Source organism: Halorubrum alkaliphilum, assembly GCF_017873815.1.
In the GTDB taxonomy this organism is placed as follows: Archaea; Halobacteriota; Halobacteria; order Halobacteriales; family Haloferacaceae; genus Halorubrum; species Halorubrum alkaliphilum.
Map to the genome: position 1 here is coordinate 118,716 of NZ_JAGGKQ010000006.1, position 24,085 is coordinate 142,800.

The following is a 24,085-nucleotide window of genomic DNA, read 5'->3' on the forward strand; positions in this document are numbered from 1 at the left end:
CCGTTCTTCGGCCCGCCTCCCGTACCGTTCTTCGGCCCGCCTCCCGTACCGTTCTTCAGTCCACCCCGGTCGTCCGCCGCCGCTCACTCGGAAGCGTCCGACGACGCGGGGTTTATACTCGGCGACGGCCAACCCGAGATGATGCCAGACCGCGAGGACGAGGGGACGCCGCGGATCCCCGAGGGCGTTCCTCGTCCGGATCCGCTCCGTACGTTCTTCCGGGTCGACGACGTCAGACGGGACGACGGCCGCGTCCGCTACGTCGGCGAGTCGTACGTTCCCGAGCGGGTGCTCCTCCGAAAGATCACCCCCGCGTTTCGGGAGGCGGGATACGACGTCGATATCGAGACGGTCGAGAGCGGACACGTCATCGTCGCGACCCCGTTCGACCACGGCCGTGCGGGGATCCCGTGGGTGAACGTCATCATGTTCGTCGCGACGGTCGTCACCACGCTGTTCGTCGGGGCAACCGGATGGTACTACGTCTCGTTCGCCGAGATCCAAGCGAACCCGTTGGTGATGTTACGGGCGTGGCCGTTCACCGCCGCCGTCCTCGGGGTACTGATGGTCCACGAGCTCGGCCACTACGTCGCCGGACGCTACCACGGCGTGGACGTGTCGCTGCCGTACGTGATCCCGTTCATCTTCCCGTTCGGCACGCTCGGGGCGGTCATCCGGATGCGTGGCCGAATGCCTTCCCGGAAAGTGTTGTTCGACATCGGCGCGGCCGGCCCGATAGCCGGGCTCGTCGCCACCGTCATCGTTACGGCCGTCGGGCTGTCGCTCGATCCGATCCGGGTCCCTGCGGAGTTCGTGAACGGCTCCGGGACGATGATCCGCTTCAACAACCCACCCCTTCTGAACCTCATCGCCGACCTCCTCGGCCAGCCGACGACCTACGAGGACCCGACTCTCTCGACACATCCGGTCGTCATCGGTGGGTGGGTGGGAATGTTCTTCACGTTGCTGAACCTTCTCCCGGTCGGCCAACTCGACGGGGGACACATGGTTCGCGCGATGGCGGGGCCGCGTCAGGAGACGCTCGCCGCGCTCGTCCCCGGCGCGCTGTTCTCGATCGCCGCGTACCTCTACTACTGGCGAGGGTTCGGGTTCGACGAGTCGGTCGGACTGTGGGCGTTCTGGGGGGTGTTCGCGCTCGTCATCGCGTTCAACGGCCCGGCGAATCCCGCCGACGAGAACGGGCTCGGCTGGCCGCGGTACGCGGTCGGCGTTCTCACGTTCGCGGTGGGTGCGCTCTGTTTCCTACTCGTTCCGATACAGGTCGTGACGGCCTGAGACCAATCCGAGGTACCGACATCGGCCGAACAGCAAGGTTCCCGCCCACGGGGATATCCGTTCGCTGTCAGTCGTCGCGCCGCTCTTTCATCCCCTGTCTGGTGAACTGTGGGTTTCCGGGGATCCGCCGCTTCTTTCTGAACGACCGATACAGGGCGAGCGCGAGCGGAGTAGCCAAAAGCAGGACGACGGCGGCCAGTCGTGGGTCCTCCGCGAACGCGTAGAGGATGGTCGCGGAGAGCACGCCCACCGCCAGCAACACGGAGTAGGCGATCCGCATCGCGAGCTTGTCGAGCACGCGCGAGTCGTCGTCGAGCGACACCTCGACGTGGAGGTCGCCGCGGTTCGCACGGTCGAGGAAGTCGTCGGCCTTCGGCGGCACGGTGAACAACGCCTCCGTCGTACGCTGGACCTGCCTCCCGGCGTCCTGAGCCAGTTCCTTTGCCGTCTGCTCGTAGTATCCCTCCCGTTCGAGGTAGTCCGTCGCCGTCGAGATGAAGTCGAACTCGGGATCGAGCGTGACACATACGCCCTCGACGACGGTGGCGACCCGGAGGACTAATGCGAGGTTGCGCGGGAGTCGGAGCGGGAACTCGTAGATGGTCGATTCCACCTGCTCGATGATCTGGTTGACGCGGTACTGTTCGATGTCCTCGCCACGGGCGTCGGCGATAGCCAGCTCCATCACCTCGCCCATCACGTCGCGGTCGACCTCCGGCGAGAGCGTCCCCATGGATATCAGTGTATCGAGGATCGCGTCGGTGTCCTGTCTCGCGACCGCGACGTAGAACTCCACGATCTTCTCTTGAATGAACGGATCGACGCGGCCGGACATTCCGAAGTCGTAGAAGATCACCCGCCCGTCGTCGTCGACGGCGAGGTTCCCCGGATGGGGATCGGCGTGAAACACGCCGTCGTCGATGATCATCTGGAGGTAGACGTCCTGGAGTGTCCCCGCGACCTCGCTCCGGTCGAGCCCCGCGTCGTCCAGCTCGTCGATCCGACTGATCTTCGTCCCGCCGATGTACTCCATCGTGAGCACTCGCGGACCGGACACCGCCTCGTAGGCGGTCGGGATCCGGATGCGGTCGTTGTCGGCGAAGTTGCCGCGGATCTCCTCCAACATCTCCCGCTCGCGTCGGTAGTCCATCTCCTCGCGGATCGTCTTCGCGAACTCGTCGGAGAGGTTCTCCAGCGAGAACGCCCGTCCTCCCCCGATAAACCGTCGAACCAGCGGGAGCGACCACCGGATCGCCCGGAGATCGGCTTCCACCAGCTCCTCGATCCCCGGTCGACGGACCTTGATGGCGACCGGATCGCCCTCGTACGTCGCGGTGTACACCTGCCCGAGGCTCGCACCGCTTATGGATTCGGTGTCGAAATCGTCGAACGTCTCATCGATAGGACCGATCTCAGCCTCTAATACCCGCTTCGACTCCTCCCAAGGAGCGGGGGGGACGTCGTCCTGGAGCCCCTCCAACACCTCGATGTATGCGGGCGGGAGGATGTCCGGACGCGTCGACAGCAGCTGGCCGAGTTTGATGAACGTCGGGCCGAGCGTGAGCAGGGTGTCGAGGAGGACGTCGGCGCGTTCACGCTGAGTGGCCTCGTCGACGTCCCGGCTCCCGCCGAACAGAAAGAACCGCTTCCGGTCCCGCCAGTAGGCGATGATCAGCGGGAGGAACCGCCGGAGGACGACTAGAAACCGCCAGTACGCGCGGAAGTTGACCAGCGTCACCACCCGTTAGGCGACGGTATCGTCCGTATCTCCGGTGTCTCCGACCGACTCGTCCGTGGCCTCGTCGCCGCCGTCGACCGGAATGCGCCGCGAGTCGCCCTCTATTCGCTTGGGGAGGACGACCTCGAGGACGCCGCGGTCCATCTCCGCGTCCGCCGCGTCGCCGTCGGCGTCCGGGGGGAGCGGGAGTTCGGCGTCGAGGAACAGCGGACGGTCCTCGCGCACGTATCGGAATCCCTCGGGGGTCGACTTCTCACGTCGCCCCTCGATCTCGATCCGACCGTCCTCGAAGAGTACCTCGGTGGTCTCCGCGGTCGCACCGGGGAGGTCGACGAGGAGGACGTACTCGTCGTCGGACTCGAGCAGGTCCGCAAACACCGCGTCCGGGAGGTCCCGGAGCGCGTCGCGTAGCGCTGACATATAGGTAGTTACGGCGGCCGCGGCGAAAAACCTGTGGTCATCGGTGTCGTCGCGGCGCGTCAGTCGTCGTCTTGATCGGGCGGCTTGGACCCCTCGAGCGACTCACCGATCCGCTCGCTTACGTCCTGTCCGGTCGACTCCCCCGGAAGGATGTCCCCTAAGGCTGCCCCGAACGCGGCGGCAGCCCAGATGACGGACACTCGCCCGATCGCCTCCACGGTCGTCGGACCGCCCTCAAAGAGTCGCCCCCAGAGGGCCATCGTCCCGACGGAGACGACGAGCGAGATGATCAACACCGCGACCAGCCGCCGCGGAAGGAACCCGAGGATTGGACTGGCGTCCTGGAGGTCCCGGAAGTCGGCGTAGTACAACAGCCCCCATGTCATCACGAGTACGAAGAGGACGTTCGCGACGAGGAACACCGGGATCCCGCCGACGAGCGTCCCGGCGAGCCACTCGGCGATGTCGAAGACGCCGTCTTCGACGAGGAGCGGAAGCGAGAGCAAGATTCCCCCGACGAATGACTCGGCGATGTCACGGGTCGTGTACTTCGTGATCCGGGTGGTAAAGGCCCGGCTTCCCGGCATTCGTTCGACGAGTGAGATCGTCTGCCGTACCTTCTCGCGCTCGTGGGGCTCGTCGACCGTGTCCTTCAGCGCGTCCAACTTGGTCAAGAGATCGTTGATGTCGGGGTTCTCCCCGCCGGGGGCCGTCGCCGAGTCGGTGTCCGGGTTCGGCTCGGACCCCGGTCGGTTTCCGGGTTCAAGCGCGTCTCCGTCATCGTCCCTACTCATGCCCGGTCAGTTATGCCCTCGGTTGAAAAAGCTGTAGGGCTGGCCGGCGACTGCCATTCGACACCAGCGACATGGGGCCATCACGCGGTCACACTCGCTCGAGGAACTCGGCGAGCGCCGCGTTGAACGCGGTCGGCTGCTCCAGCATCGCGAGGTGGGCCGCGTCGGCGACGGTCGCGCGTTGGCAGTCCGGGATCCGATCGTCGAGATAGTCGTGGTACTCGGGGGGCGTGAGCCCGTCGTGTTCGCCGACGATCGCGAGCGAGGGGACATCGACGTCGTCGAGTCGATCACGGACGTCGAACCGGTGGCAGGTCAGGAAGTCGCGCTCCGTCACGGCCCGTCCGCAGGCCGCCATTGCGGCGGTCGACTGCTCAGCGTACTCCTCGGGGGCGTCGTGAAAGAGTCGGTCGGGCTCGTGAAGCATCGAAACCGCCCGGTCGAAGTCGCTCGCGAGCGCATCGAGGAGCGGTTCGGCGACCGAGAGTTTCGCCCCGGTGCCCGCGAGCACGAGGCCGTCGAGCGCGAGGTCGCGTTCGAGCGCGATCCATAACGCGACGGCCCCACCCAGCGAGTTGCCACAGAGGACGGTCACGTCGGTCTCCTCGGCGACGGCGACGACATCGTCCGCGTACGCGTCTAGGGTTTCGGATCCCGGCTCAGTCTCGATGTCGTCGCTGTCTCCGTGTCCGGCGAGATCGAGCGCGATGACGGGGAACCGGTCGCTCAGACGGCTCTGTGCCGTCCAGACGTCCCCCGTGCCGCCGCTCCCGTGAATACAACAGACCGTCGGCCCGTCGCCGCCGCGATCGGAGACCCGATACGCCACGTCGCGGCCGCCGCGAGTGACCCGTTCCATACAGTTCGTGTGTCCGCGCGTGAAATATAAACCCCCGACGGCGGTCGGAGGTCGATGGCTCGGACGGCGAGCCCGGCCTCCCGTCTTCCGTTCTCCCCTGAACCGCTACACTACCGCTACTGTTATCGTTTCCCCCACGTCCGGCGATTTTGTACGACATATTTATATACTCTGACGCCTAACTTGTAGTTAGCATGAATCTCAATCAGACCCGATCGGCCGGCGACGACGCGTTGCTCCGCCGGTACGAGTACGAGGACGGGTGGGTCGTCGCCGCCGATCTGGGCGTCGACGGCGAGAACGTGAGCGTCGACACCGTCGGCGACACCGCGATCGTCGTGATAGCGGGCGACGGCGAACCGATCGAATCGGAGTTCGAACTCCCGGGATCGGCCGACAGTGTCGTCGTCGAGAACGGCGTCGTCACGATCGAGGGTGGACGATGAATCTCACGGTCAAGCCCTTAAAACAGAAGGACGCCGGTCGCCGCCTCGCGGCGCTCGACCGCGTCGCGGCCGAGGAGCTCGACCTCTCGGGCGGCGACTTCATTCGCGTCGAGGGCACCGACGGGGCGGCCATCGCTCGCGTCTGGCCCGGCTACCCCGAGGACGACGGCAGCGGCGTCATCCGCATCGACGGGAAACTCCGTCAGGAGGCGAGCGTCGGCATCGACGACAAGGTAACGGTCGAGTCCGTCGAGGTGAACCCGGCCGACCGGGTCACCATCGCGCTCCCTCAGCGACTCGGCGTTCGCGGCGACGTCGGTCGCTTCATCCGTGACAAGCTCGCGGGCCAGCCGATCACCGAGGGACAGACGGTTCGTATCCCCTTCGGGTTCGGCGTCATGGGTGGCGGCGGACAGGGGCAGGCCGTCCCGGTGAAGATCGCGGAGACGAGCCCGTCCGGAACGGTCGTCGTCACCGACTCGACGGAGGTCACGATATCCGAGAAGCCAGCCGAGGAGATCGTCGGCGGCGCGGACGCGCCCGGCGGAACGGGCGACGACGACACGCCGGACGTCACCTACGAGGACATCGGCGGGCTCGACGGCGAGCTCGAACAGGTCCGGGAGATGATCGAGCTCCCGATGCGGCACCCGGAACTGTTCACGCGGCTCGGAATCGACCCGCCGCAGGGCGTCCTGCTCCACGGTCCGCCGGGGACCGGGAAGACGCTGATCGCGAAGGCGGTCGCCAACGAGATCGACGCCAGCTTCCACACGATCTCCGGCCCGGAGATCATGTCGAAGTACTACGGCGAGAGCGAGGAGCAGCTCCGTGAGGTGTTCGAGGAGGCTACCGAAGAGGCACCTGCGATCATCTTCATGGACGAGCTTGACTCGATCGCCCCCAAACGCGAGGAGGCCGGCGGCGACGTGGAACGGCGCGTCGTGGCCCAGCTGCTCTCGTTGATGGACGGGCTGGAGGACCGCGGCGAGGTCGTCGTCATCGGCGCGACGAACCGCGTCGACGCCATCGACCCCGCGCTCCGGCGTGGCGGTCGATTCGACCGCGAGATCGAGGTCGGCGTCCCCGACCGCGACGGTCGCAAGGAGATCCTTCAGGTCCACACGCGGACCATGCCGCTCGTCGACGGGATCGACCTCGACGAGTACGCGGAGAACACGCACGGCTTCGTCGGGGCCGATCTCGAGTCGCTCGCGAAGGAGTCGGCGATGCACGCGCTCCGCCGGATCCGCCCGCAGCTCGATCTCGAATCGGACGAGATCGATGCCGACGTACTCAACAGCATCCAGATCACCGAGAACGACTTCAAGCAGGCGATGAAGGGGATCGAGCCCTCCGCCCTGCGCGAGGTGTTCGTCGAGGTTCCGGACGTCACGTGGGACCAGGTCGGCGGCTTGAGCGACACCAAAGAACGGCTCCGCGAGACGATCCAGTGGCCGCTGGAGTACCCCGAGGTGTTCGAGGAGCTCGATATGCAGGCCGCCAAGGGTGTTCTGCTCTATGGTCCGCCGGGCACGGGGAAGACCCTGCTCGCGAAGGCCGTCGCCAACGAGGCGGAGTCGAACTTCATCTCGATCAAGGGGCCCGAACTGCTGAACAAGTTCGTCGGAGAGTCCGAGAAGGGCGTCCGCGAGGTGTTCAGCAAGGCTCGCGAGAACGCGCCGACGATCGTGTTCTTCGACGAGATCGACTCGATCGCGACCGAGCGCGGCGGGAACACGAGCGATTCGGGCGTCGGCGAACGCGTCGTCTCACAACTGCTGACGGAGCTCGACGGGCTCGAATCGCTGGAGGACGTCGTCGTCATCGCGACGACGAACCGTCCGGACCTCATCGACTCGGCGCTGCTACGCCCCGGTCGGCTCGACCGGCACGTTCACGTGCCCGTCCCCGACGAGGACGCGCGCCGGAAGATTCTGGAGGTACACACCCGGAACAAGCCGCTGGCCGACGACGTCGACCTCGACGCCATCGCCCGGCAGGCCGAGGGGTACGTCGGCGCGGACATCGAGGCGGTGGCCCGCGAAGCGTCGATGAACGCCTCCCGGGAGTTCATCGCCAGCGTCTCGCCCGAGGAGGTCGGCGAGTCGGTCGGCAACGTCCGCGTAACGATGAAACACTTCGAGGACGCCCTGCGAGAGGTGAACCCGAGCGTCACGCCCGAGACGCGCGAGCGCTACGAGGAGATCGAAAGGCGGTTCCAGCGGTCGGAGACGGAGCAGCCCGCGGAGTCCGAGTTCGGCGCGTTCCAGTAACGCGCACGACTCCGTCGGCACGGTGAACGCCGGCGACGGTTTTTTATTCGTTTGACGGTGCCGAGACGAGCGTCTCAGATCAGTCCGGCCGCGGACAGTCCAAACACTACCGCAACGACCACGATGCCGATGGTGATCAGCCGCCAAGCGAGCGACAGCAGGAACTTCCCGACGACGATCACGAGCGCGATGACGACGAGCGCGACGAGTACCTGTCCGACCGGCTCGCCGAGTACTCCGGTCTGTGAGAGGGCGACCCCGAGATCGGTCATGTATCGCCTCACAACGACGAGACGGTTAAACGTGTAGCATACATTCTTGAATACTGATGCTTTTGGGCTTTATACCGGCCACCTTTTTCGAGTGTCACGGCCGCGATCCGCACTGTATCGGGGCTCTCACACCGCTCGATCCGGTCGTCTAACCCCCCTTCGTTTCCGATGTGATCGGGGCCCCGTACGTCGATAATTCGTCCGGATGTTCAGTTTCACTCCGGTCCACCCATGCTTTTGTAGCCGGAGCGTGTTACGTGTATTCGAACCGATTTCGGAGCCGTACACGCCGGACGAACGTTACATACGAGATCGGACAGATATGCGCCCAAACGGACCGGGAACCCGAACGTACAAAGGTCCGCTCCGCCAGCACACTAACACGACAAATGATCCACATCGCACGCCAGCAGACCGAGGTGTCCGTCGAATGAGCAGCGACGGCGTCTCCGCGGACGAACTCGAACTACCGATCAAACGCACCACCGGCGAGACCATGGAGGAGCGTCTCACCGGGAACGCCTACCACAACATCCTGCCCGCACGCTACCTCCGGAAGAACGCGGACGGGGAGCCGATCGAGGACCCCGAGGAGCTGTTCGATCGCGTCGCACGCAACGTCGCGCTCGCGGAGGCCGTCTTCGAGGCAGACAATCGGAACACCGAGATCACCGTCACCCCCGAGCAGTTGAAGCCCGACCACCCGCGGCGAGACGAACTCGCCGAGGACGTGTTTGGCGCGGGCGTGTCCGTCGACGACGACGTGGAGACGACCCTGACGGCACACAACGTCAACAAGTTCGCGTACGACACCGTGGTTCCCGAACTTCCCGACGGCGTCCGCGACCACGTCGAGGAAACCGCGTCGACGTTCCGTGACGGGATGGAGTCGCTTTCGTTCATGCCGAACTCGCCGACCCTGATGAACGCCGGCGACGAGCTCCAGCAGCTCTCGGCGTGTTTCGTCGACTCGCCTGCCGACGACATCACCGACATCCACCAGACCGCCAAGGAGGCGGCAGAGGTGTTCCAGAGCGGGGGCGGCATGGGGTATGCGTTCTGGAAGCTCCGCCCGTACGGTGACGCCGTCGGCTCCACGGGCGGGATCGCCTCCGGGCCGATCACGTTCATGCGGACCTTCGACCAGATGTGTGAGACGATCGCACAAGGCGGCGCCCGGCGCGGCGCGCAGATGGGCGTCATGCGCGTCTCCCATCCGGACGTCATCCAGTTCATCCACTCGAAGAACAAGGACGTCTCGCTGGCCCACTCGCTGCGCCTGAACGACCCCGACGACTTCACGCACAACTCCTTCGCGGACGCCCTCGAAGAGGCCCGCGACCTCATCGACGAGGACGGGAAGGTGCCCGAACACCTTCGGAACGCCGTCGAGGGACACCTCTCCAATTTCAACATCAGCGTCGGCGTTACCGACGAGTTCATGGAGGCGTTGTACAACGACGAGGAGTTCACCTTCACCAACCCGCGCACGGAGGAGCCCCACGTCGCGACGCCCGAGACGAAGGAGATCTACGAGATGTTCGGCCTTGGCGAGCACGTCGAGGTCGGCGAGGTCCTCTCGATCCCCGCACAGGAGCTGTGGGACGACATGATCGAGGGCGCACACGAGAACGGCGAACCGGGCGTCATCTACCTCGAACGGGTGAACAAGGAGCACTCCTTCGACGTGGAGGAGAACCCCGACCACCGGATCCTCGCGACGAACCCCTGCCTGACGGGAGAGATGGAGGTCCAGCTCGCTGATGGGACCACGCGCGCAATCGGGAAGATCGCGAACTCGGACGAACAGGTCGAGGTCCGTACGCTGGACGGCGGTGAGATCGCGACTCGGCAGGCGACAGCATTCAAAACGAGAAAGAATGCGGACATCGTGCGAGTCACCACGGACGACGGCCCGGAGATCCGCGTGACTCCCGATCACGAGATCCGCCGCGCTGATGGTGACTGGGTTGAAGCGTCTGATCTTCAGACTGGCGACGGTATCGTTGCTCTCTCTCGTGCCCGAGCCACTCCCCAGGGATCCGTTCAAGAGGCAGAAACTGCGACGGTCATCGCGGTCACCGGAGACGGGACCGCCGACGTGTACGACCTAACCGTCGAGGACACTCACAACTTCTTTGCCAGCGTTTCGGGCGAAGCAAGCATCAACGTCCATAATTGCGGTGAACAACCGCTCGAAGAGTACGAAGCCTGTAACCTCGGTCACATCAACCTCTCGACGCTCGCGGCGCAGGACGCGCCCGACTGGCGGGTCTGGTCCGCAGCACACGCCGACGAGTACGACACCGAGGAGGCGGCGATGTCGGCGTTCCTCGAGGAGGCGATCGACTTCGAGGAGTTCGACGAGCGGATCGAGTACGGCACTCGTTTCCTGGAGAACGTGGTCACGATGTCGGACTTCCCGGTCGAGAAGATCGAACAGAAGGTCCGCGACATGCGGAAGATCGGACTGGGTATCATGGGGCTCGCGCAGCTGTACATCCAGCTCGGGATCCAGTACGGCACCGAGCCGGGCAACGAGGTCGCTCGCCAGTTGATGACGCATATCAATCACGAGTCGAAGCTGGCCTCCCACGAGCTCGCTGAGGAGCGTGGCACGTTCAACGACTGGGACGAGTCGAAGTACGCGAACCCCACCGAGTACCGCGACTGGTTCGAACACTACACCGGGCTTGACGCCGACGAATGGGAAGACGGGTTCCCGATCCGAAACCACAACACGACGACGATCGCGCCGACGGGCACGACGTCGATGATCGGCAACACGACGGGCGGCTGTGAGCCGATCTACAACGTCGCGTTCTACAAGAACGTCTCCGACGACGTACAGGGCGACGAGATGCTCGTCGAGTTCGACGACTACTTCCTGCGCACCCTGGAGGCGAACGACGTTGATGTCGACGCCGTCAAACAGGAGGCCCAGGACCAGATGGCCGAAAACGCGTTCGACGGTGTGGACGGCTTGGAGACGGTCCCGGACGCGATCGGCGAGCTGTTCGTCGTCACCGGCGACCTCAGCGGGAAACAGCACGCTGCGGTCCAGTGTGCCTGCCAGCAGGGCGTCGACTCCGCCATCTCGAAAACCTGTAACTTCCCGAACGACGCGACAGCCGAGGAGATGGAGGAAGTGTACCGCTACATCTACGATCACGGCGGCAAGGGTGTCACCGTCTACCGTGACGGAACCCGCTCGAAGCAGGTGTTGACGACCCGCGCGAAAAACACCGAGTTTGCGGACGAGACGGAGGCGGCGGAGACGATAGTGGAGCAGATCAGCGACGTGTTCGGCGGCGTCGAGGCGTTCCTCGACAACGAGGACGTACAGGCGGCGATCGACACGGAGATCTCCGGGCTGCTCGAATCCGCCGACAAGCCCGAGTTCGACTACACGGAGACTCGACCGCGTCCCGACTCGCTATCGGGTGTGACTCAGCGCGTCGAGACCGGCTACGGGAAGCTGTACGTGACGATAAACGAGGAGGAGACCGGTCGGCCGTTCGAGCTGTTCGCGAACATCGGCCACTCCGGCGGCTACACCAACTCCTTCACGGAGGCGCTTGCGAAGGTCATCTCGACGGCGCTCCGCTCGGGCGTCGACCCCGAGGAGATCGTCGACGAGCTACAGGGTACCCGGAGCCCGAAGGTCGCGTGGGACAAGGGCGAGCAGATCCAGTCGATCCCGGACGCGATCGGCACCGCGCTCCGCCGCTACCTCGACGACGAGATCGACAAAGGGATCCCCCAACAGCAGAGTCTCGACGACGTCGGCGGGGAGACGACCGGCAGCGACGTGTCCGACGTCGATTCACCCGGGCAGACCGACGGTGGCGCGGCCGCCGGCGGGAGTGCGACCGACATCCCGTCCGGACCCGAACCCGCGGGCGGTCCCGACGGAGAACCGGAGACCGACGTCACGCAGGACCTCATCGCGGCCGGCGAGTCGCCCGAGTGTCCCGAGTGTGGCGGCATGAACCTCTACTACTCCGAGGGCTGCAAGACGTGCGAGTCGTGCGGCTGGTCGGAGTGTTAGACTGAGTCCCACCTCCTCGGGTTCTATATATTAGGCGGCACGCTCTTCTGGCGGAGATTGTTGATACGGATACCTCGTTCAGATCCGGAGCGGAAACCAGCACGCAAAACGATTCTTTGATCTGTTTTCAGAACACTGGTGCTCTCATAGAATCGCACGACTGCTCGCCATCAACAATGTGCTACACATGAGCGTAGGCGGCAAGAAGAGAGACGTTCGACGCGGATTCCCACAGGTCACAGCCGAAACGCACCGGCATACTGCGAAGGGTCCTTAAAAAAGCGTACCGTTGATCGTCTCGATACACCTCAGAGCCAATAGCTGCCTACCGCTCCGTTTCCGGAACTGATTCGGGTTCATCGATTTCCGGGATCGGCTCCTCGTCCGCAGAGAACGTTTCCACGGCCTCACCCCTCTCCTCAGCTGGAACGCTACAACGACGTAACTGGATGTCGAGTGTCGGTATGAATACGAGCCGAAACGGATGACGAACGTGCTCAGTCGTCTTCGAGCGCCTGTGCGATCCGCTGGAGCTGGCGGGTCGCGTCGCGGACCTCGTCGCGGAGCTGGCGTACCTCGCGGACGAGCTCTTCGTTGCCGACCTCGTCGCTGCCGCCCTCGCCTGGTCGGCCGCCGGGACCGCCGCCCATGCCAGGCGGGCCGCCCGCGCCGCCGGGGCCGCCGCCGCCCATCATTCCGGACATCATCTGTGCGAACGGATTTCCGCCCTCGCCCCCCATGCCGGGCGGGCCGCCCGCGCCGCCGGGGCCGCCGCCCATCATCTCCTCGGGGCCGGGTCGCTCGCCCTCCTCGCGTTCCTGTTCGCGTCGCTCGCGGATCTCCTCGACGCGCTCGCGGAAGGACTTCTCCTCGGCGTCGTCTCCGTCGGTCGCGTCGTCGGTTCCCGCCGTGTCGTCCGCGTCGGGCGTCTCGTCGTCGGTCATGGATCCCGGTTCGGGACGGGATCCGAAAAGGGTTGTTTCTCCGGGCGTCCCGCGTTCGCTCCCGACGCGTCTCCCGCGTCGTCCCCACCGAACTCACTCGTGGCCGGAGACGTGAACCGGCTCGTACGGCTCCTCCAGCCACTCGATATCGGACGTCGAGAGGTCGATGTCGAGCGCCTCGACGGCGTCCTCCAAGTGCTCGACGCTGGTCGTGCCGACGATAGGCGCGTCGACCCGCTCCTTGTGGAACTGCCACGCGAGCGCGATCTGTGCCATCTTCACGCCCTTCTCGGCGGCCAACTCCTCGACTCGGGCGTTGATCTCGGGACCACCGCCCTCTCGGTACGGGTGTCGATAGAGGTGTTCCTCCGTCTCTCCGCGGATCGTCGCGTCGACCTCGTCGTCCGGGCGCGCGAGGTACCCACGGGCGAGCGGGCTCCACGGGATGGTGCCGATTCCCTCCGTTTCACACAGGGGGAGCATCTCTCGCTCCTCTTCGCGGTAGACGAGGTTATAGTGATTCTGCATGGTGACGAACCGGTCGTACCCCGCCCGGTCGCTGGTGTGGAGTGCCTCGGCGAGCTGGTGGGCCCACATCGAGGACGCGCCGAGATACCGGACCTGGCCGCGACGGACCGCGTCGTCGAGGGCCGCCATCGTCTCTGTGATCGGCGTCTCGTCGTCCCATCGATGGATCTGATAGAGATCTATCGTCTCCATCCCGAGTCGATCGAGACTGGCCTGGAGCTCCTGCTCGATCGCCTTCCGCGAGAGGCCGCCGGAGTTTGGATCCGACTCGTCCATTTGGAAGTACCCCTTCGTCGCGACGACGGCCTCCTCGCGATGCCCCGCAAGCGCCTCACCCAGGATCCGCTCGGACTCGCCGTTCGAGTACATGTTGGCGGTGTCGAAGAAGTTCACGCCGAGCTCCAGCGCCCGCTCGACGAGTTCTTTCCCCTCCTCTTCGCCGAGTACCCAGTCGCGCCAGTCGGGGTCGCCGAAGCTCATACAGCCGAGACAGATCTTCGAGACCGTCATGCCGGTGTCGCCGAGCGTCGTGTACTCCATGGCGAGTGCTCGTCGGGTGACCTCAAAAAGATGGGTTCCGCGGGGAGTACAGACGGAACGAACGCGGTTTCCGATACGGACCCGTTCTCACTCGTCACGGAACGACGCGGTGTATACGAGGAACGCGCCGGTGAGCAGCACGAACGAGAGGAAGGTGACGAGCGCGAGCACGTTCGCGACCGGGTCGAGCGGGCTGAGGAACTCCTGCCCCGTTGTGTCCAGCACCAACACCGCGAGGAGGGCGGCGATCAGACCGAGTAGCCAGTTCGTGAGCAGATCATCCATGGCACGACCCTCTCGTGGTCCGGATAAAAAGGCGCGGGTACGCGGTCGCCGGATCGAGAGTGCTCGGCATCGGTCCATCCCGATCGCGCCGCCGGACCTATACTGCTTCCCGCCGTGTGATCCGACGTGAGCGACACGACGACGCTGTGGCTGCTGGGCGATCAGTTACATCCCGACCTCGACGCCCTTGAGGACGCGGACGATGTCCTCATGATCGAGGCGACCGGGTTCGCCGACCGCCGCCCGTATCACCCACACAAACTGACGCTCGTCTTCTCGGCGATGCGTCACGTCCGGGACGACCTCCGTGAACGCGGACACGACGTGACGTATCTCCGGGCCGACTCCTTCGGGGACGGGATCGAGACGTTTCTGGCGGAGCGTCCGGATGCGACCCCCCACATCGAACTCATGCGTCCCGCGAGCCACGGGGCCGGCGACCGGCTCCGCGAACTCGTCGAGGAGCGCGGCGGCTCCCTCACGCTCCGTGAGAACGAGCTGTTCTGGACGACGCCCGCTGACTGGCGCGAGTGGGCCGGGGAGCCAGCGGGGGCAGGCGGAACGTCGGACGGTGACGGCGGCTCCACGGACCGCACGTATCGTCAGGAGGGGTGGTATCGCCACGTCCGACGAGAGACGGGCGTCCTGATGGACGGCGACGATCCGGTCGGCGGCGAGTGGAACTACGACGAGTTGAACCAGGAGACGCCGCCGGCGGGATGGACGCCGCCCGAGCGTCCGCGGTTCGAACCCGACGCGCTCACCCGCGAGACCCATGAGTGGGTCGTCGAGCGGTTCGACACGTGGGGGGATGACTCGCTCGACGGGTTCGCGTGGCCCGTGACACGCGAGGAGGCACTCGCGGCGCTGGACACGTTCGTCGAGCGGAGACTCCCGGCGTTCGGCCGGTACGAGGACGCAATGGTGGAGGGCGAGCCGTTCCTCGCACACTCGCTTCTATCACCCGCGATCAACCTCGGGCTGCTTGACCCCCACGAGCCGGTTCGAGCCGTCGAGGCGGCTTACGAGGAACGCGGTGTCGACCCCGGCGCGTACGACCCGGAACCGTCGGAGGCGACGACGCTTGACGCGTTCGGGGACGCCGTGGGCACGGAAGAGGGGGACGCCGCCGAGGACGCTCCCACCGCGAACGGCTCGGAATCGACGGAGCGACCGCCGGTCCCGCTCAACGCGGTGGAGGGGTTCATCCGGCAGGTGATCGGCTGGCGGGAGTTCACCCGCCACGTCTATCGCGAGGCGATGCCGGAGATGGCCGAGGCGAACCAGTTGGACCAGTCGCGGTCGCTTCCGCCCGCCTACTGGGACGGCGACACCGACATGACCTGTCTCTCGGAGGCGGTCGGGCACGTCCGCGAGTACGGTTACGCCCACCACATCGAGCGGCTGATGGTGCTGTCGAACTTCGCACTTATATACGGAACTGACCCCGCAGAGCTCAACGAGTGGTTCCATCTCGGCTTCGTCGACGCCTACCACTGGGTGACGACGCCCAATGTCGTCGCGATGGGGTCGTTCGGGACGGACGTCCTCTCCTCGAAGCCGTACGCCTCCTCCGGTAACTACGTGAACCGCATGAGCGACTACTGTGCGTCGTGTCCCTACACGGTCTCCCGGACGACCGGCGAGGGAGCGTGCCCGTTCAACGCGCTCTACTGGGACTTCTTAAAAGAGAACGAGGAGACGCTGCGAGGCACCGGCCGGATGGGGCTGATGTACTCGCACGTCGACAACAAGGACGACGAGGAGTGGGCGGAGATCCGCGAGCGCGCGGACCGGGTTCGGGAGCTGGCGGCTGAGGGCGATGTATAGTGGATCAAAAACGAGTCTACGCGTCGCCGACGAGCGCGCGAGCCCGGGGGAGCACCTGCTCGTAGCCGAGCGCGACGACGCCGGCGTACAGCGCGGCCGCCCCCATCACGAGTGCCCACAGCCCGAGAGCGAGATCGCCACCGGTCACCGCCTCGACACCCGTGAGTTCGAGCGCGACGCCGACGAGTGACACCGCGGCGGACCCGACGAGAAGCGCGAGCAGTTCGAACAGTTCGACGATGATCGCCGGTATCCGTGCCATGACCGTTTAGGCGTGTCCACGGTTTATAACCCTTCTCCCCGCTGGGTCGTCCGTCGTTTTTCCTTCGACGACAGTCTCCTCACTTCATGCCGAACGCTCGCATCGTCGAGTCCGCGATCCCCTTCGCGATCAGCGCGAGCCCGGCGACAAACAACATCATTCCCCCGCCGATGACGGGGTCCTGAAGCGTGACGACCGCGATCGCGAGGAACACGATCAGGGCACCGGCGATCCCCTCGAGTCCGAGCGTCTTTCGCATGTTGCCGCACTACTCCCGCCGTGAGGTAAAAGGGGCGGGTCCGCGGTCGTCCCTTTCGGCCCGTCAGGGTCCGGTCACATCGGTCCGGAGGGTGGGGCTTTTATCATATGGGCCACGTAGCCCGGAACACGCATGACCGACGGAGACGGAGAGGGGCGACGCGACCTCCGAATGCCCGAGGAGGACGAGGTGTTCGCCGAGGTCCTCGATATGCTCGGCGCGAACCGTGTCAAGGTCCGCTGTGCCGACGGAGTCGAACGGACCGCTCGGATCCCGGGGCGTATGCAGAAACGCGTCTGGATCCGCGAGGACGACATCGTGCTCGTCGACCCGTGGGACTGGCAGGACGAGAAGGCCGACATCACGTGGCGCTACGAGAAGAACGAGGCCGAACAGCTCCGCGAGGAGGGGCATCTCCGGTGACGACGGCCGACGATGGGCGGACGGATCGCGCCGACCGATCCGGCCGCGACGCTCGCGGTTCTTAAGTCGAAACGCCCCCGAGTGAGCCCATGCTTCGGCTCGCGATGACGACTGATTCGGAGACGTTCACGCGGATCCGCGACCCACTCGCCGATCGCGGGATCGAGGTCGGCCACGTCCAAGCCAGCGAGCGCTCGCTTCGCGTCGCGGACCGGCGCGACGGTACGAGCGTCGGAGAGGACGTCGAGTTCGACGTCGGATTCGTCTATCCCTCGCGGCTCATGGAAGGGGCCGTCGTCGACACTCGTCTGTCGGTTCCGTGGGTGAACGGCCGTGACGCGGTCGTCACCTCCCGGAACAAGGCTGGGGTCCTCGCGGCGCTCGACGCGGCCGGACTCCCCACACCCCGAACGGTGATGGTGTCGAACCCCGTCGACGAGGCAGTCGTCGCCGACGCGGTCGCGGGCTTCGAGTTCCCGGTCGTCGTCAAGCCGAACTCGGCGACCCGCGGGGTCGGCGTCGCGAAGGCGACCGATCTCGACTCCCTTTTGGGGATCGTCGACTACCTGAACCTCGTCCACGACTACCGAGCGACCGGCGACAAGTCGTACCTGATCCAGGAGTTCCTGCCCGACGCCAACGACTACCGAGTCATGGTCGTCGACGGCGCGTACGCCGGCGCGGTCCGGCGGGAGCTTCCGGCCGACGCGCTCGAAGCGGGGCGATGGAAACACAACGTCCACCGCGGCGCGGCGGCGACCGGCGTCGAACTCGGTTCCGCGGCTCGCGAACTCGCCGAGCGAACCGCCGCCACGCTCGAGATCGACTATCTCGGCGTCGACCTCCTGGAGACGGGCGGCCGGCTCGTCGTCAACGAGACGAACGCCCGGCCCACCGTCGACGCGGCGACGAAGTACGAACCGGACTTTTACGATCGACTCGCGTCGCTGATCGAACGGACGGCGGACGGAAACGGAACGACCCGCGAGGCGTGACTGGCCGGCTACACTACGTCGATGGACGCCGAGTCGTCGTCGCGGTCGAACTCGACTTCCAGCACGCCGTTGTTGAACGTCGCGTCGCCGGAGTGCTCGTCGACGGTCGTCGGGAGCTGGACGGTCTCGTCGTACTCGCGCCGGTCGGACGCCGCCGAGATGGTGAGCGCCTCGCCGTCACACTGTACGGAGAGTTCGTCCTTCGAGACGGCGGGGAGATCAGCAACGAGTCGGACGGTGTCCTCAGTCGCGTACGCGTCGACGTGCGTTTCCGAGCCGAAGCCGGCGTTCTCGGTCCCGGCAGCGCCCCCTGCCATCTCGTTCATCATCCGTTCGATCTCCTCGAAGAAGTCCCCGAACGGATCGTCTCGGTCGTCTCTGTCCATGGTTCACGTGACGACGGTCATCCCGATAAGCCTTCTGTCGACCGCCGATTCGGCCGGCTTCGACAGCAAAAGCGCAGATAGAGGGTTTATAATCATCGTTTAGAGTGTTTGATCGCAACTGGCCGGATTTAAGTAGCTGTACTGCCCTTTTTTTGCATATGAGTAAATCGTACCTGACTGCGGGCGATGAGGTCGCGGACGACGAGGTCGTACGGGTCGGGCTGAACGGGTTTGGCCGGATCGGCCGGAACGTGTTCCGAGCGGTGCTGGAGAACCCGAACGTCGAACTCGCCGGCATCAACGACGTGATGGATTTCGAGGACATGGCGTATCTCGCGAAGTACGACACGACGATGGGCCGACTCGACGGCGTCGAACTCGGCGGCGACGGCGACGAGTTGACGATCGGTGGCACCTCGGTCCCGCTATTCAACGTACAGGATCCCACAACCCTCCCGTGGGACGAGCTCGACGTGGACGTCGCGCTCGAATGTACGGGGATCTTCCGCACGAAGGACGACGCGAGCGCCCACCTCGAAGCCGGCGCGGACACGGTCGTTATTTCGGCTCCGCCCAAAGGCGAGAAACCGGTCAAACAGCTCGTCTATGGCGTCAACCACGACGAGTACGACGGCGAGGACGTGGTCTCGAACGCCTCCTGTACGACGAACTCCATCACCCCGGTCGCGAAGGTGCTCGACGAGGAGTTCGGCATCGAGGCCGGGACCCTCACCACGGTTCATGCCTACACGGGGTCACAGTCACTGATCGACGGTCCGAAATCGAAGACCCGTCGCGGTCGGGCGGCAGCCGAGAACATCGTCCCGACCTCGACTGGTGCCGCCGGCGCGGCACAGGAGGTCCTCCCGCAGCTCGACGGAAAGATCGACGGGATGGCGATGCGCGTCCCGGTCCCCAACGGCTCGCTCACCGAGTTCGTCGTGACGCTCGACGAGAAGGTAACGATCGAGGGGGTCAACGACGCGTTCCGTGATGCGGCCGACTCGGGCCCGCTCGCGGGCGTGCTCGGCTACACCGACGATGAGGTCGTCTCCAGCGACATCGTCGGGCTCCCGTTCTCCAGCTACGTCGACCTCGAATCCACGAACGTCATCGCCGACGGGAAGCTCCTGAAGATCCTCACCTGGTACGACAACGAGTACGGCTTCTCGAACCGGATGCTCGACATGGCCGCGTTCGTCAACGCCGAGTCGTAGACGTCCGCCACCTACACGATCCGTCACCGATATACACCGATACGTCCAGTCACACCCATGGCCACGTTCGACACCATCGATGACCTGCCGGCCGACTCGCGCGTGCTCGTCCGACTCGATCTCAACTCCCCCATCGAGGACGGCGAGCCACAGGACAACCGCCGGTTCGAGCGCCACGCACGGACCGTCCGCGAGCTCGCCGAGGCGGGCCACCGCGTCGTACTCATGGCCCATCAGGGCCGTCCCGGACGCGACGACTTCACGTCGCTCGCGGGCCACGCCGCGATCCTCGCCGACCACGTCGACCGCGACGTCGCGTTCGTCGACGACACGTACGGCGAAGACGCCGTCGCCGCGGTCGAGTCGCTTTCGGCGGGTGAGATACTGCTCTTAGAGAACACGCGGATGTGTGACGACGAACTTCCCGAGGCCTCGCCCGAGGAGAAGGCGGACACCGAGTTCGTGCGAACGCTCGCGCCCCTGTTCGACGCGTACGTCAACGACGCCTACTCGGCGGCCCACCGGAAACACGCCTCGCTCGTCGGGTTCCCGCTCGCGCTGCCCGCGTACGCGGGCCGCGTGATGGAGACGGAGTACGAGGCCAACACCGCGATCGCTCGCAAGGAGTTCGACGGCCCCGTGACGATGGTCGTCGGCGGCACGAAAGCGACCGACGTGATCGGCGTGATGGACGCGCTGGAAGGGACCGTCGACCGGTTCCTGCTCGGCGGCGTCGCCGGCGAGCTCTTCCTGCGTGGGGCGGGCCATCCGGTCGGTCACGACCTCGACGGGATGGACCTGTTCGACGACCAGTGGGAGGCGAACCACGAGGTCGTCGAGTCGATCCTCGCCGACCGGGGTGACACGATCCACCTCGCGAGCGATCTGGCCTACGAGGACGACGACGGCGACCGTGCGGAGCACACGATCGCCGAGATCGACGAGAAGACCGATGCGTACCTCGATGTCGGTTCGGGAACGGTCGAGGAGTACGATCCTCTGATCCGCGAGTCGGCCGCGGTGTTCGTGAAGGGCGCGCTCGGCGTCTTCGAAGACGAGCGATTCTCGGTCGGTACGGTCGGGGTGCTCGAAGCGATCGCCGAAACGGACTGCTTCTCCGTCGTCGGCGGCGGTGATACCTCTCGCGCGATCGAAATGTACGGGATGGACGAAGCGGACTTCTCACACGTCTCCATCGCCGGCGGCGCGTACATCCGCGCGCTCACCGGCGAGCCGTTGCCCGCGGTCGAGTTACTGGAGGCGGCGGCAGAGTCGTAAGACGGTTCCTCAGAGAAGTCGATCGCCGCAGTTCAGCTACTCCTCGTGGATGTCGAGTTCGAACTGCTCGTTTTCGGTGACCGCGTTGAGCACGACGCTCGTGTTCGACTCGCGGATGTCGGCGTCGGTGAGGATCGACTTGATCTGGTCGTTCATGCCGTCAGTGTCGGTGAACTTGCCGATCGCGATGACGTCGTAGTCGCCGGTCACCTCGTAGACGCTCACCATCTGTTTCTCCTGCCGCAGTTTCTCGGTGACTTCCGGCAGCGCGCTCCCCTCGACTTTCAGCTGGAGCACTGCGGTCACGTCGAAGCCGAGCTTCTCGTAGTCGACCGTCGGGGTGTACCCCCGGATCACGCCCTCGTCCTCGAGATCACGGAGGTGGTTCGAGACGGTCGTCACGGAGACATCGAGTTCGTCACCGAGGCTCCGGAGGCTGGCACGACCGTTCCCGAGTAGTGAGTTCACGAGCTTGGCGTCGAGGTTTTCGTACGTCATTACACTGCGCAAGGGGTCCGGGGCTTTATAATTTAACGAATGTCCACAAGTATCCCCGGAGTGGCGGTACATGCGCCAAGCGATAAGGCCTTTATACTGGCACATGAGTACTAAACGTCCAAAACATGACGGACGAACAAGCGAAACCAGACGGCGGCCTCACGGCCGAAGAACAGGCAGTACTCGACGAAATAGAGGAAGAGAACGTCGACTTCCTCCGGCTCCAGTTCACCGACATCCTCGGCGTGGTGAAGAACGTCTCCGTGCCCGCGCATCAGGCGGAGAAGGCGTTCACCGAGGGGATCTACTTCGACGGCTCCTCGATCGAGGGATTCGTCCGCATTCAGGAGTCGGATATGCGTCTCGTTCCCGACGCTGACACGTTCGCGGTGCTCCCGTGGCGGAGCGGCGAGGACGGATCGGCGGCGGCTCGCGTCGTCTGTGACATCGTCGACACCGACGGCGAGCCGTTCGCTGGCGGTCCGCGTCAGGTGCTCAAGAGCGTCCTTGAGAAGGCAGACGACATGGGGTACTCCGTCTCCATCGGTCCCGAGCCGGAGTTCTTCCTGTTCAAGACCGACGACGAGGGCAACGCGACGACGACGCCCCACGACAAGGGCGGCTACTTCGACATGGCCCCCAAAGACCTCGCGAGCGACGTCCGCAAGGAGATCATCTTCACGCTCGAGGAGATGGGCTTCGAGATCGAGGCGTCCCACCACGAGGTCGCGCAGGGTCAGCATGAGATCAACTTCAAGTACGCCGACGCGCTCACGACCGCCGACAACATCGCGACGTTCCGGACGGTCGTCCGCGCGGTCGCGGCCCAACACGACCTCCACGCGACGTTCATGCCCAAGCCGATCGCGGAGATCAACGGCTCGGGGATGCACAGCCATATCTCGCTGTTCGACGAGGACGGCAACGCCTTCGCCGACGACTCCGACGAGTTCAACCTGAGCGAGACTGCCTACCAGTTCATGGGCGGCATCCTCAACCACGCACCCGCGTTCACGGCCGTCACCAACCCGACCGTGAACTCTTATAAGCGTCTGGTACCCGGCTACGAGGCACCGATCTACGTCGCGTGGTCCGACACGAACCGCTCGGCGCTGGTGCGTGTTCCCGACGCCGCGGGCGTCTCCGCGCGCTTCGAGGTTCGGAGCCCCGACCCGTCCTGTAACCCGTACCTCGCGTACGCCGCGCTCATCTCCGCCGGACTACACGGCATCGAGACGGACGCCGACCCCGGCGATCCGGTCCAAGAGGACATCTACGAGTTCGACGACGAGCAGCGCGAGGAGTACGGCATCGAGACGCTTCCCCCGAACCTCGGAGCCGCCGTCGACGCGCTCGAAGCCGACGAGGTCGTCTCAGACGCCCTCGGGCCGCACGTCTCCGAGAAGTTCGCCGAGGCCAAGTCCCAGGAGTTCGGTGAGTACCTCACCCAAGTGTCCGAGTGGGAGGAGGACCGCTACCTGGAGACGTTCTAGGGCCGTACCGACGCCGAACTAACGCTTTTTTCGAGACATAAAGCGGGGAGGCCGATCACGACGGCAACTGCCGCGAACGTCGCGACGAGCACGACCACGGCTGACGACGATACGGCATAGGCGCCGACCCAAACACCACCGGTACCGAGCAGCGCTGGGACCGCAACCCGAACTGGAACGACAGGCTCGTCCCCGTCGACGAGCAGCCACCCGACCGCGCCGCCGAGACCGGTCGAGATACCGATGGCGGCTTCTATCACTCCGTCCGTCCCGCCGTTGACGACCGCGACGACCGCAGCGACACCGGACACGGCTGCTGCGAAGAGAAACACCGGGAACGGATCGAGATCGGCCGGGACACGGGTCAAGTCGGTCCGGTTCGTTTTCGCGACCCGAATCCGTGTATCGCCGGCGAGTCGAAGGCTGCCGACGACGACACAGACACCGAGGAGAAGGCCGGTGACGACGTCGACGAGGAAATGGACCTCGATGGCAACCCGGGAGGCTGCCACGGCGATCGCAACGACCGCGGCCCCTGCGAGCCGGTTTCGGGGCGTTGACGGGCGATCGTACAGCAGCGCCAGCACAACGTACGCTCCCGCAGCAGCCGCCGCGTGCCCGCTCGGGAATCCGAACCCGCCGGAGAGAACCTGTGACTCGTACCACGTCGATAAGACACCGGGGAGCCACGTCGGTCCGTCGACGGGAGGTGTTGCGCCGGGCGGGCGCGGGACTGCGAACCACGCCTTCCCGAGAGCGACGGCGGCGTACGTACAGGAAACGGTCGCGATGGCCGTTGCGCCGGCACGGCGCGGCGACGCCGTGAGACGGGTGCTCCCAAACCAGTAGCCGATCGCCAGCAGCCCGAACAGGAACCACGGGTCCGCAAGATGGGTGACGGCCGCGAGGACGACGACGACGAATTCGGGGAGCGCATCGACGACGACGAACTCACCGATCCCGCGATCCGCCGTGACGAGGCCGGTCACGAGCGG

The 24,085-nt window shown here is 65.4% G+C and carries 23 protein-coding genes; 10 read left to right on the forward strand and 13 right to left on the reverse strand.

Features of this window, described 5'->3' with window-relative positions:
* Positions 1–141 precede the first annotated feature (141 nt).
* On the forward strand, positions 142–1,296 hold the full coding sequence (locus J2751_RS06250) for a site-2 protease family protein (RefSeq protein ID WP_209484238.1): 1,155 nt from the start codon (positions 142–144) through the stop codon (positions 1,294–1,296).
* A gap of 67 nt (positions 1,297–1,363) precedes the next feature.
* Here the strand turns inward: J2751_RS06250 and J2751_RS06255 are convergent, their stop codons facing one another.
* The 4 genes from J2751_RS06255 to J2751_RS06270 form a co-directional block, all read right to left on the reverse strand.
* Positions 1,364–3,037: an ABC1 kinase family protein gene (locus J2751_RS06255; RefSeq protein WP_209484240.1), complete on the reverse strand. Its 1,674-nt coding sequence runs from the start codon at positions 3,035–3,037 to the stop codon at positions 1,364–1,366.
* A gap of 3 nt (positions 3,038–3,040) precedes the next feature.
* Complete coding sequence (locus J2751_RS06260) at positions 3,041–3,454, reverse strand: Hsp20/alpha crystallin family protein (protein ID WP_209484242.1); 414 nt, start codon at positions 3,452–3,454, stop codon at positions 3,041–3,043.
* A 59-nt stretch (positions 3,455–3,513) separates the two neighbouring features.
* A complete protein-coding gene (locus tag J2751_RS06265; protein WP_209484244.1) occupies positions 3,514–4,248 on the reverse strand; it encodes a DUF2391 family protein in 735 nt (244 codons plus the stop codon).
* Positions 4,249–4,336: 88 nt separating this feature from the next.
* Positions 4,337–5,107 carry an alpha/beta fold hydrolase gene (locus J2751_RS06270; RefSeq protein WP_209484246.1) on the reverse strand — a complete coding sequence of 257 codons (771 nt, stop codon included), beginning with the start codon at positions 5,105–5,107 and terminating at the stop codon, positions 4,337–4,339.
* Between the two features lie 194 nt (positions 5,108–5,301).
* On the opposite strand from J2751_RS06270, the gene J2751_RS06275 reads away from it, so the two are divergent.
* Both J2751_RS06275 and J2751_RS06280 read left to right on the forward strand, forming a co-directional pair.
* A complete protein-coding gene (locus J2751_RS06275; protein ID WP_209484248.1) occupies positions 5,302–5,553 on the forward strand; it encodes a DUF7127 family protein in 252 nt (83 codons plus the stop codon).
* Positions 5,550–7,829, forward strand: a complete 2,280-nt coding sequence (locus tag J2751_RS06280; protein WP_209484250.1) for a CDC48 family AAA ATPase — start codon at positions 5,550–5,552, stop codon at positions 7,827–7,829. Before J2751_RS06275 ends, J2751_RS06280 begins: the two co-directional genes overlap by 4 nt.
* Positions 7,830–7,903: 74 nt before the next feature.
* Here the strand turns inward: J2751_RS06280 and J2751_RS06285 are convergent, their stop codons facing one another.
* Positions 7,904–8,101: a hypothetical protein gene (locus J2751_RS06285; protein WP_209484252.1), complete on the reverse strand. Its 198-nt coding sequence runs from the start codon at positions 8,099–8,101 to the stop codon at positions 7,904–7,906.
* Between the two features lie 430 nt (positions 8,102–8,531).
* Here J2751_RS06285 and J2751_RS06290 point away from each other — a divergent pair, with 430 nt between their 5' ends.
* Positions 8,532–12,152, forward strand: a complete 3,621-nt coding sequence (locus J2751_RS06290; protein WP_209484254.1) for a TSCPD domain-containing protein — start codon at positions 8,532–8,534, stop codon at positions 12,150–12,152.
* 497 nt (positions 12,153–12,649) lie between these two features.
* Here the strand turns inward: J2751_RS06290 and J2751_RS06295 are convergent, their stop codons facing one another.
* The 3 genes from J2751_RS06295 to J2751_RS06305 form a co-directional block, all read right to left on the reverse strand.
* Positions 12,650–13,096: a hypothetical protein gene (locus J2751_RS06295; protein ID WP_209484256.1), complete on the reverse strand. Its 447-nt coding sequence runs from the start codon at positions 13,094–13,096 to the stop codon at positions 12,650–12,652.
* Positions 13,097–13,189: 93 nt separating this feature from the next.
* A complete protein-coding gene (locus J2751_RS06300; protein WP_209484258.1) occupies positions 13,190–14,164 on the reverse strand; it encodes an aldo/keto reductase in 975 nt (324 codons plus the stop codon).
* An 87-nt stretch (positions 14,165–14,251) separates the two neighbouring features.
* A complete protein-coding gene (locus J2751_RS06305) occupies positions 14,252–14,449 on the reverse strand; it encodes a hypothetical protein (protein ID WP_209484260.1) in 198 nt (65 codons plus the stop codon).
* Positions 14,450–14,575: 126 nt separating this feature from the next.
* On the opposite strand from J2751_RS06305, the gene J2751_RS06310 reads away from it, so the two are divergent.
* Positions 14,576–16,279 carry a cryptochrome/photolyase family protein gene (locus J2751_RS06310; protein WP_209484262.1) on the forward strand — a complete coding sequence of 568 codons (1,704 nt, stop codon included), beginning with the start codon at positions 14,576–14,578 and terminating at the stop codon, positions 16,277–16,279.
* A 16-nt stretch (positions 16,280–16,295) separates the two neighbouring features.
* On the opposite strand, the gene J2751_RS06315 is transcribed toward J2751_RS06310, so the two are convergent.
* Both J2751_RS06315 and J2751_RS06320 read right to left on the reverse strand, forming a co-directional pair.
* A complete protein-coding gene (locus J2751_RS06315; RefSeq protein WP_209484264.1) occupies positions 16,296–16,541 on the reverse strand; it encodes a hypothetical protein in 246 nt (81 codons plus the stop codon).
* Positions 16,542–16,620: 79 nt separating this feature from the next.
* Entirely contained in the window at positions 16,621–16,800 is a 180-nt protein-coding gene (locus J2751_RS06320; RefSeq protein ID WP_209484266.1) for a DUF7470 family protein, read from the reverse strand.
* Between the two features lie 132 nt (positions 16,801–16,932).
* Here J2751_RS06320 and eif1A point away from each other — a divergent pair, with 132 nt between their 5' ends.
* Together eif1A and J2751_RS06330 are read left to right on the forward strand one after the other, a co-directional pair.
* Positions 16,933–17,223, forward strand: a complete 291-nt coding sequence (gene eif1A, locus J2751_RS06325; protein ID WP_209484268.1) for a translation initiation factor eIF-1A — start codon at positions 16,933–16,935, stop codon at positions 17,221–17,223.
* 89 nt (positions 17,224–17,312) lie between these two features.
* Complete coding sequence (locus J2751_RS06330; protein WP_209484270.1) at positions 17,313–18,218, forward strand: ATP-grasp domain-containing protein; 906 nt, start codon at positions 17,313–17,315, stop codon at positions 18,216–18,218.
* An 8-nt stretch (positions 18,219–18,226) separates the two neighbouring features.
* Here the strand turns inward: J2751_RS06330 and J2751_RS06335 are convergent, their stop codons facing one another.
* Positions 18,227–18,604: an Hsp20/alpha crystallin family protein gene (locus J2751_RS06335; RefSeq protein ID WP_209484271.1), complete on the reverse strand. Its 378-nt coding sequence runs from the start codon at positions 18,602–18,604 to the stop codon at positions 18,227–18,229.
* A gap of 158 nt (positions 18,605–18,762) precedes the next feature.
* Between J2751_RS06335 and gap the strand changes: the two genes are divergently transcribed.
* A complete protein-coding gene (gene gap / locus J2751_RS06340; RefSeq protein WP_209484274.1) occupies positions 18,763–19,821 on the forward strand; it encodes a type I glyceraldehyde-3-phosphate dehydrogenase in 1,059 nt (352 codons plus the stop codon).
* A 57-nt stretch (positions 19,822–19,878) separates the two neighbouring features.
* Complete coding sequence (locus J2751_RS06345; RefSeq protein ID WP_209484276.1) at positions 19,879–21,099, forward strand: phosphoglycerate kinase; 1,221 nt, start codon at positions 19,879–19,881, stop codon at positions 21,097–21,099.
* Positions 21,100–21,135: 36 nt separating this feature from the next.
* On the opposite strand, the gene lrp is transcribed toward J2751_RS06345, so the two are convergent.
* On the reverse strand, positions 21,136–21,597 hold the full coding sequence (lrp, locus tag J2751_RS06350) for an HTH-type transcriptional regulator Lrp (protein ID WP_209484278.1): 462 nt from the start codon (positions 21,595–21,597) through the stop codon (positions 21,136–21,138).
* 125 nt (positions 21,598–21,722) lie between these two features.
* On the opposite strand from lrp, the gene glnA reads away from it, so the two are divergent.
* A complete protein-coding gene (glnA, locus tag J2751_RS06355) occupies positions 21,723–23,090 on the forward strand; it encodes a type I glutamate--ammonia ligase (protein WP_209484280.1) in 1,368 nt (455 codons plus the stop codon).
* Here glnA and J2751_RS06360 read toward each other — a convergent pair.
* Positions 23,087–24,079, reverse strand: a complete 993-nt coding sequence (locus J2751_RS06360) for a phosphatase PAP2 family protein (RefSeq protein WP_209484282.1) — start codon at positions 24,077–24,079, stop codon at positions 23,087–23,089. The genes glnA and J2751_RS06360 overlap by 4 nt on opposite strands.
* Positions 24,080–24,085: the final 6 nt, after the last annotated feature.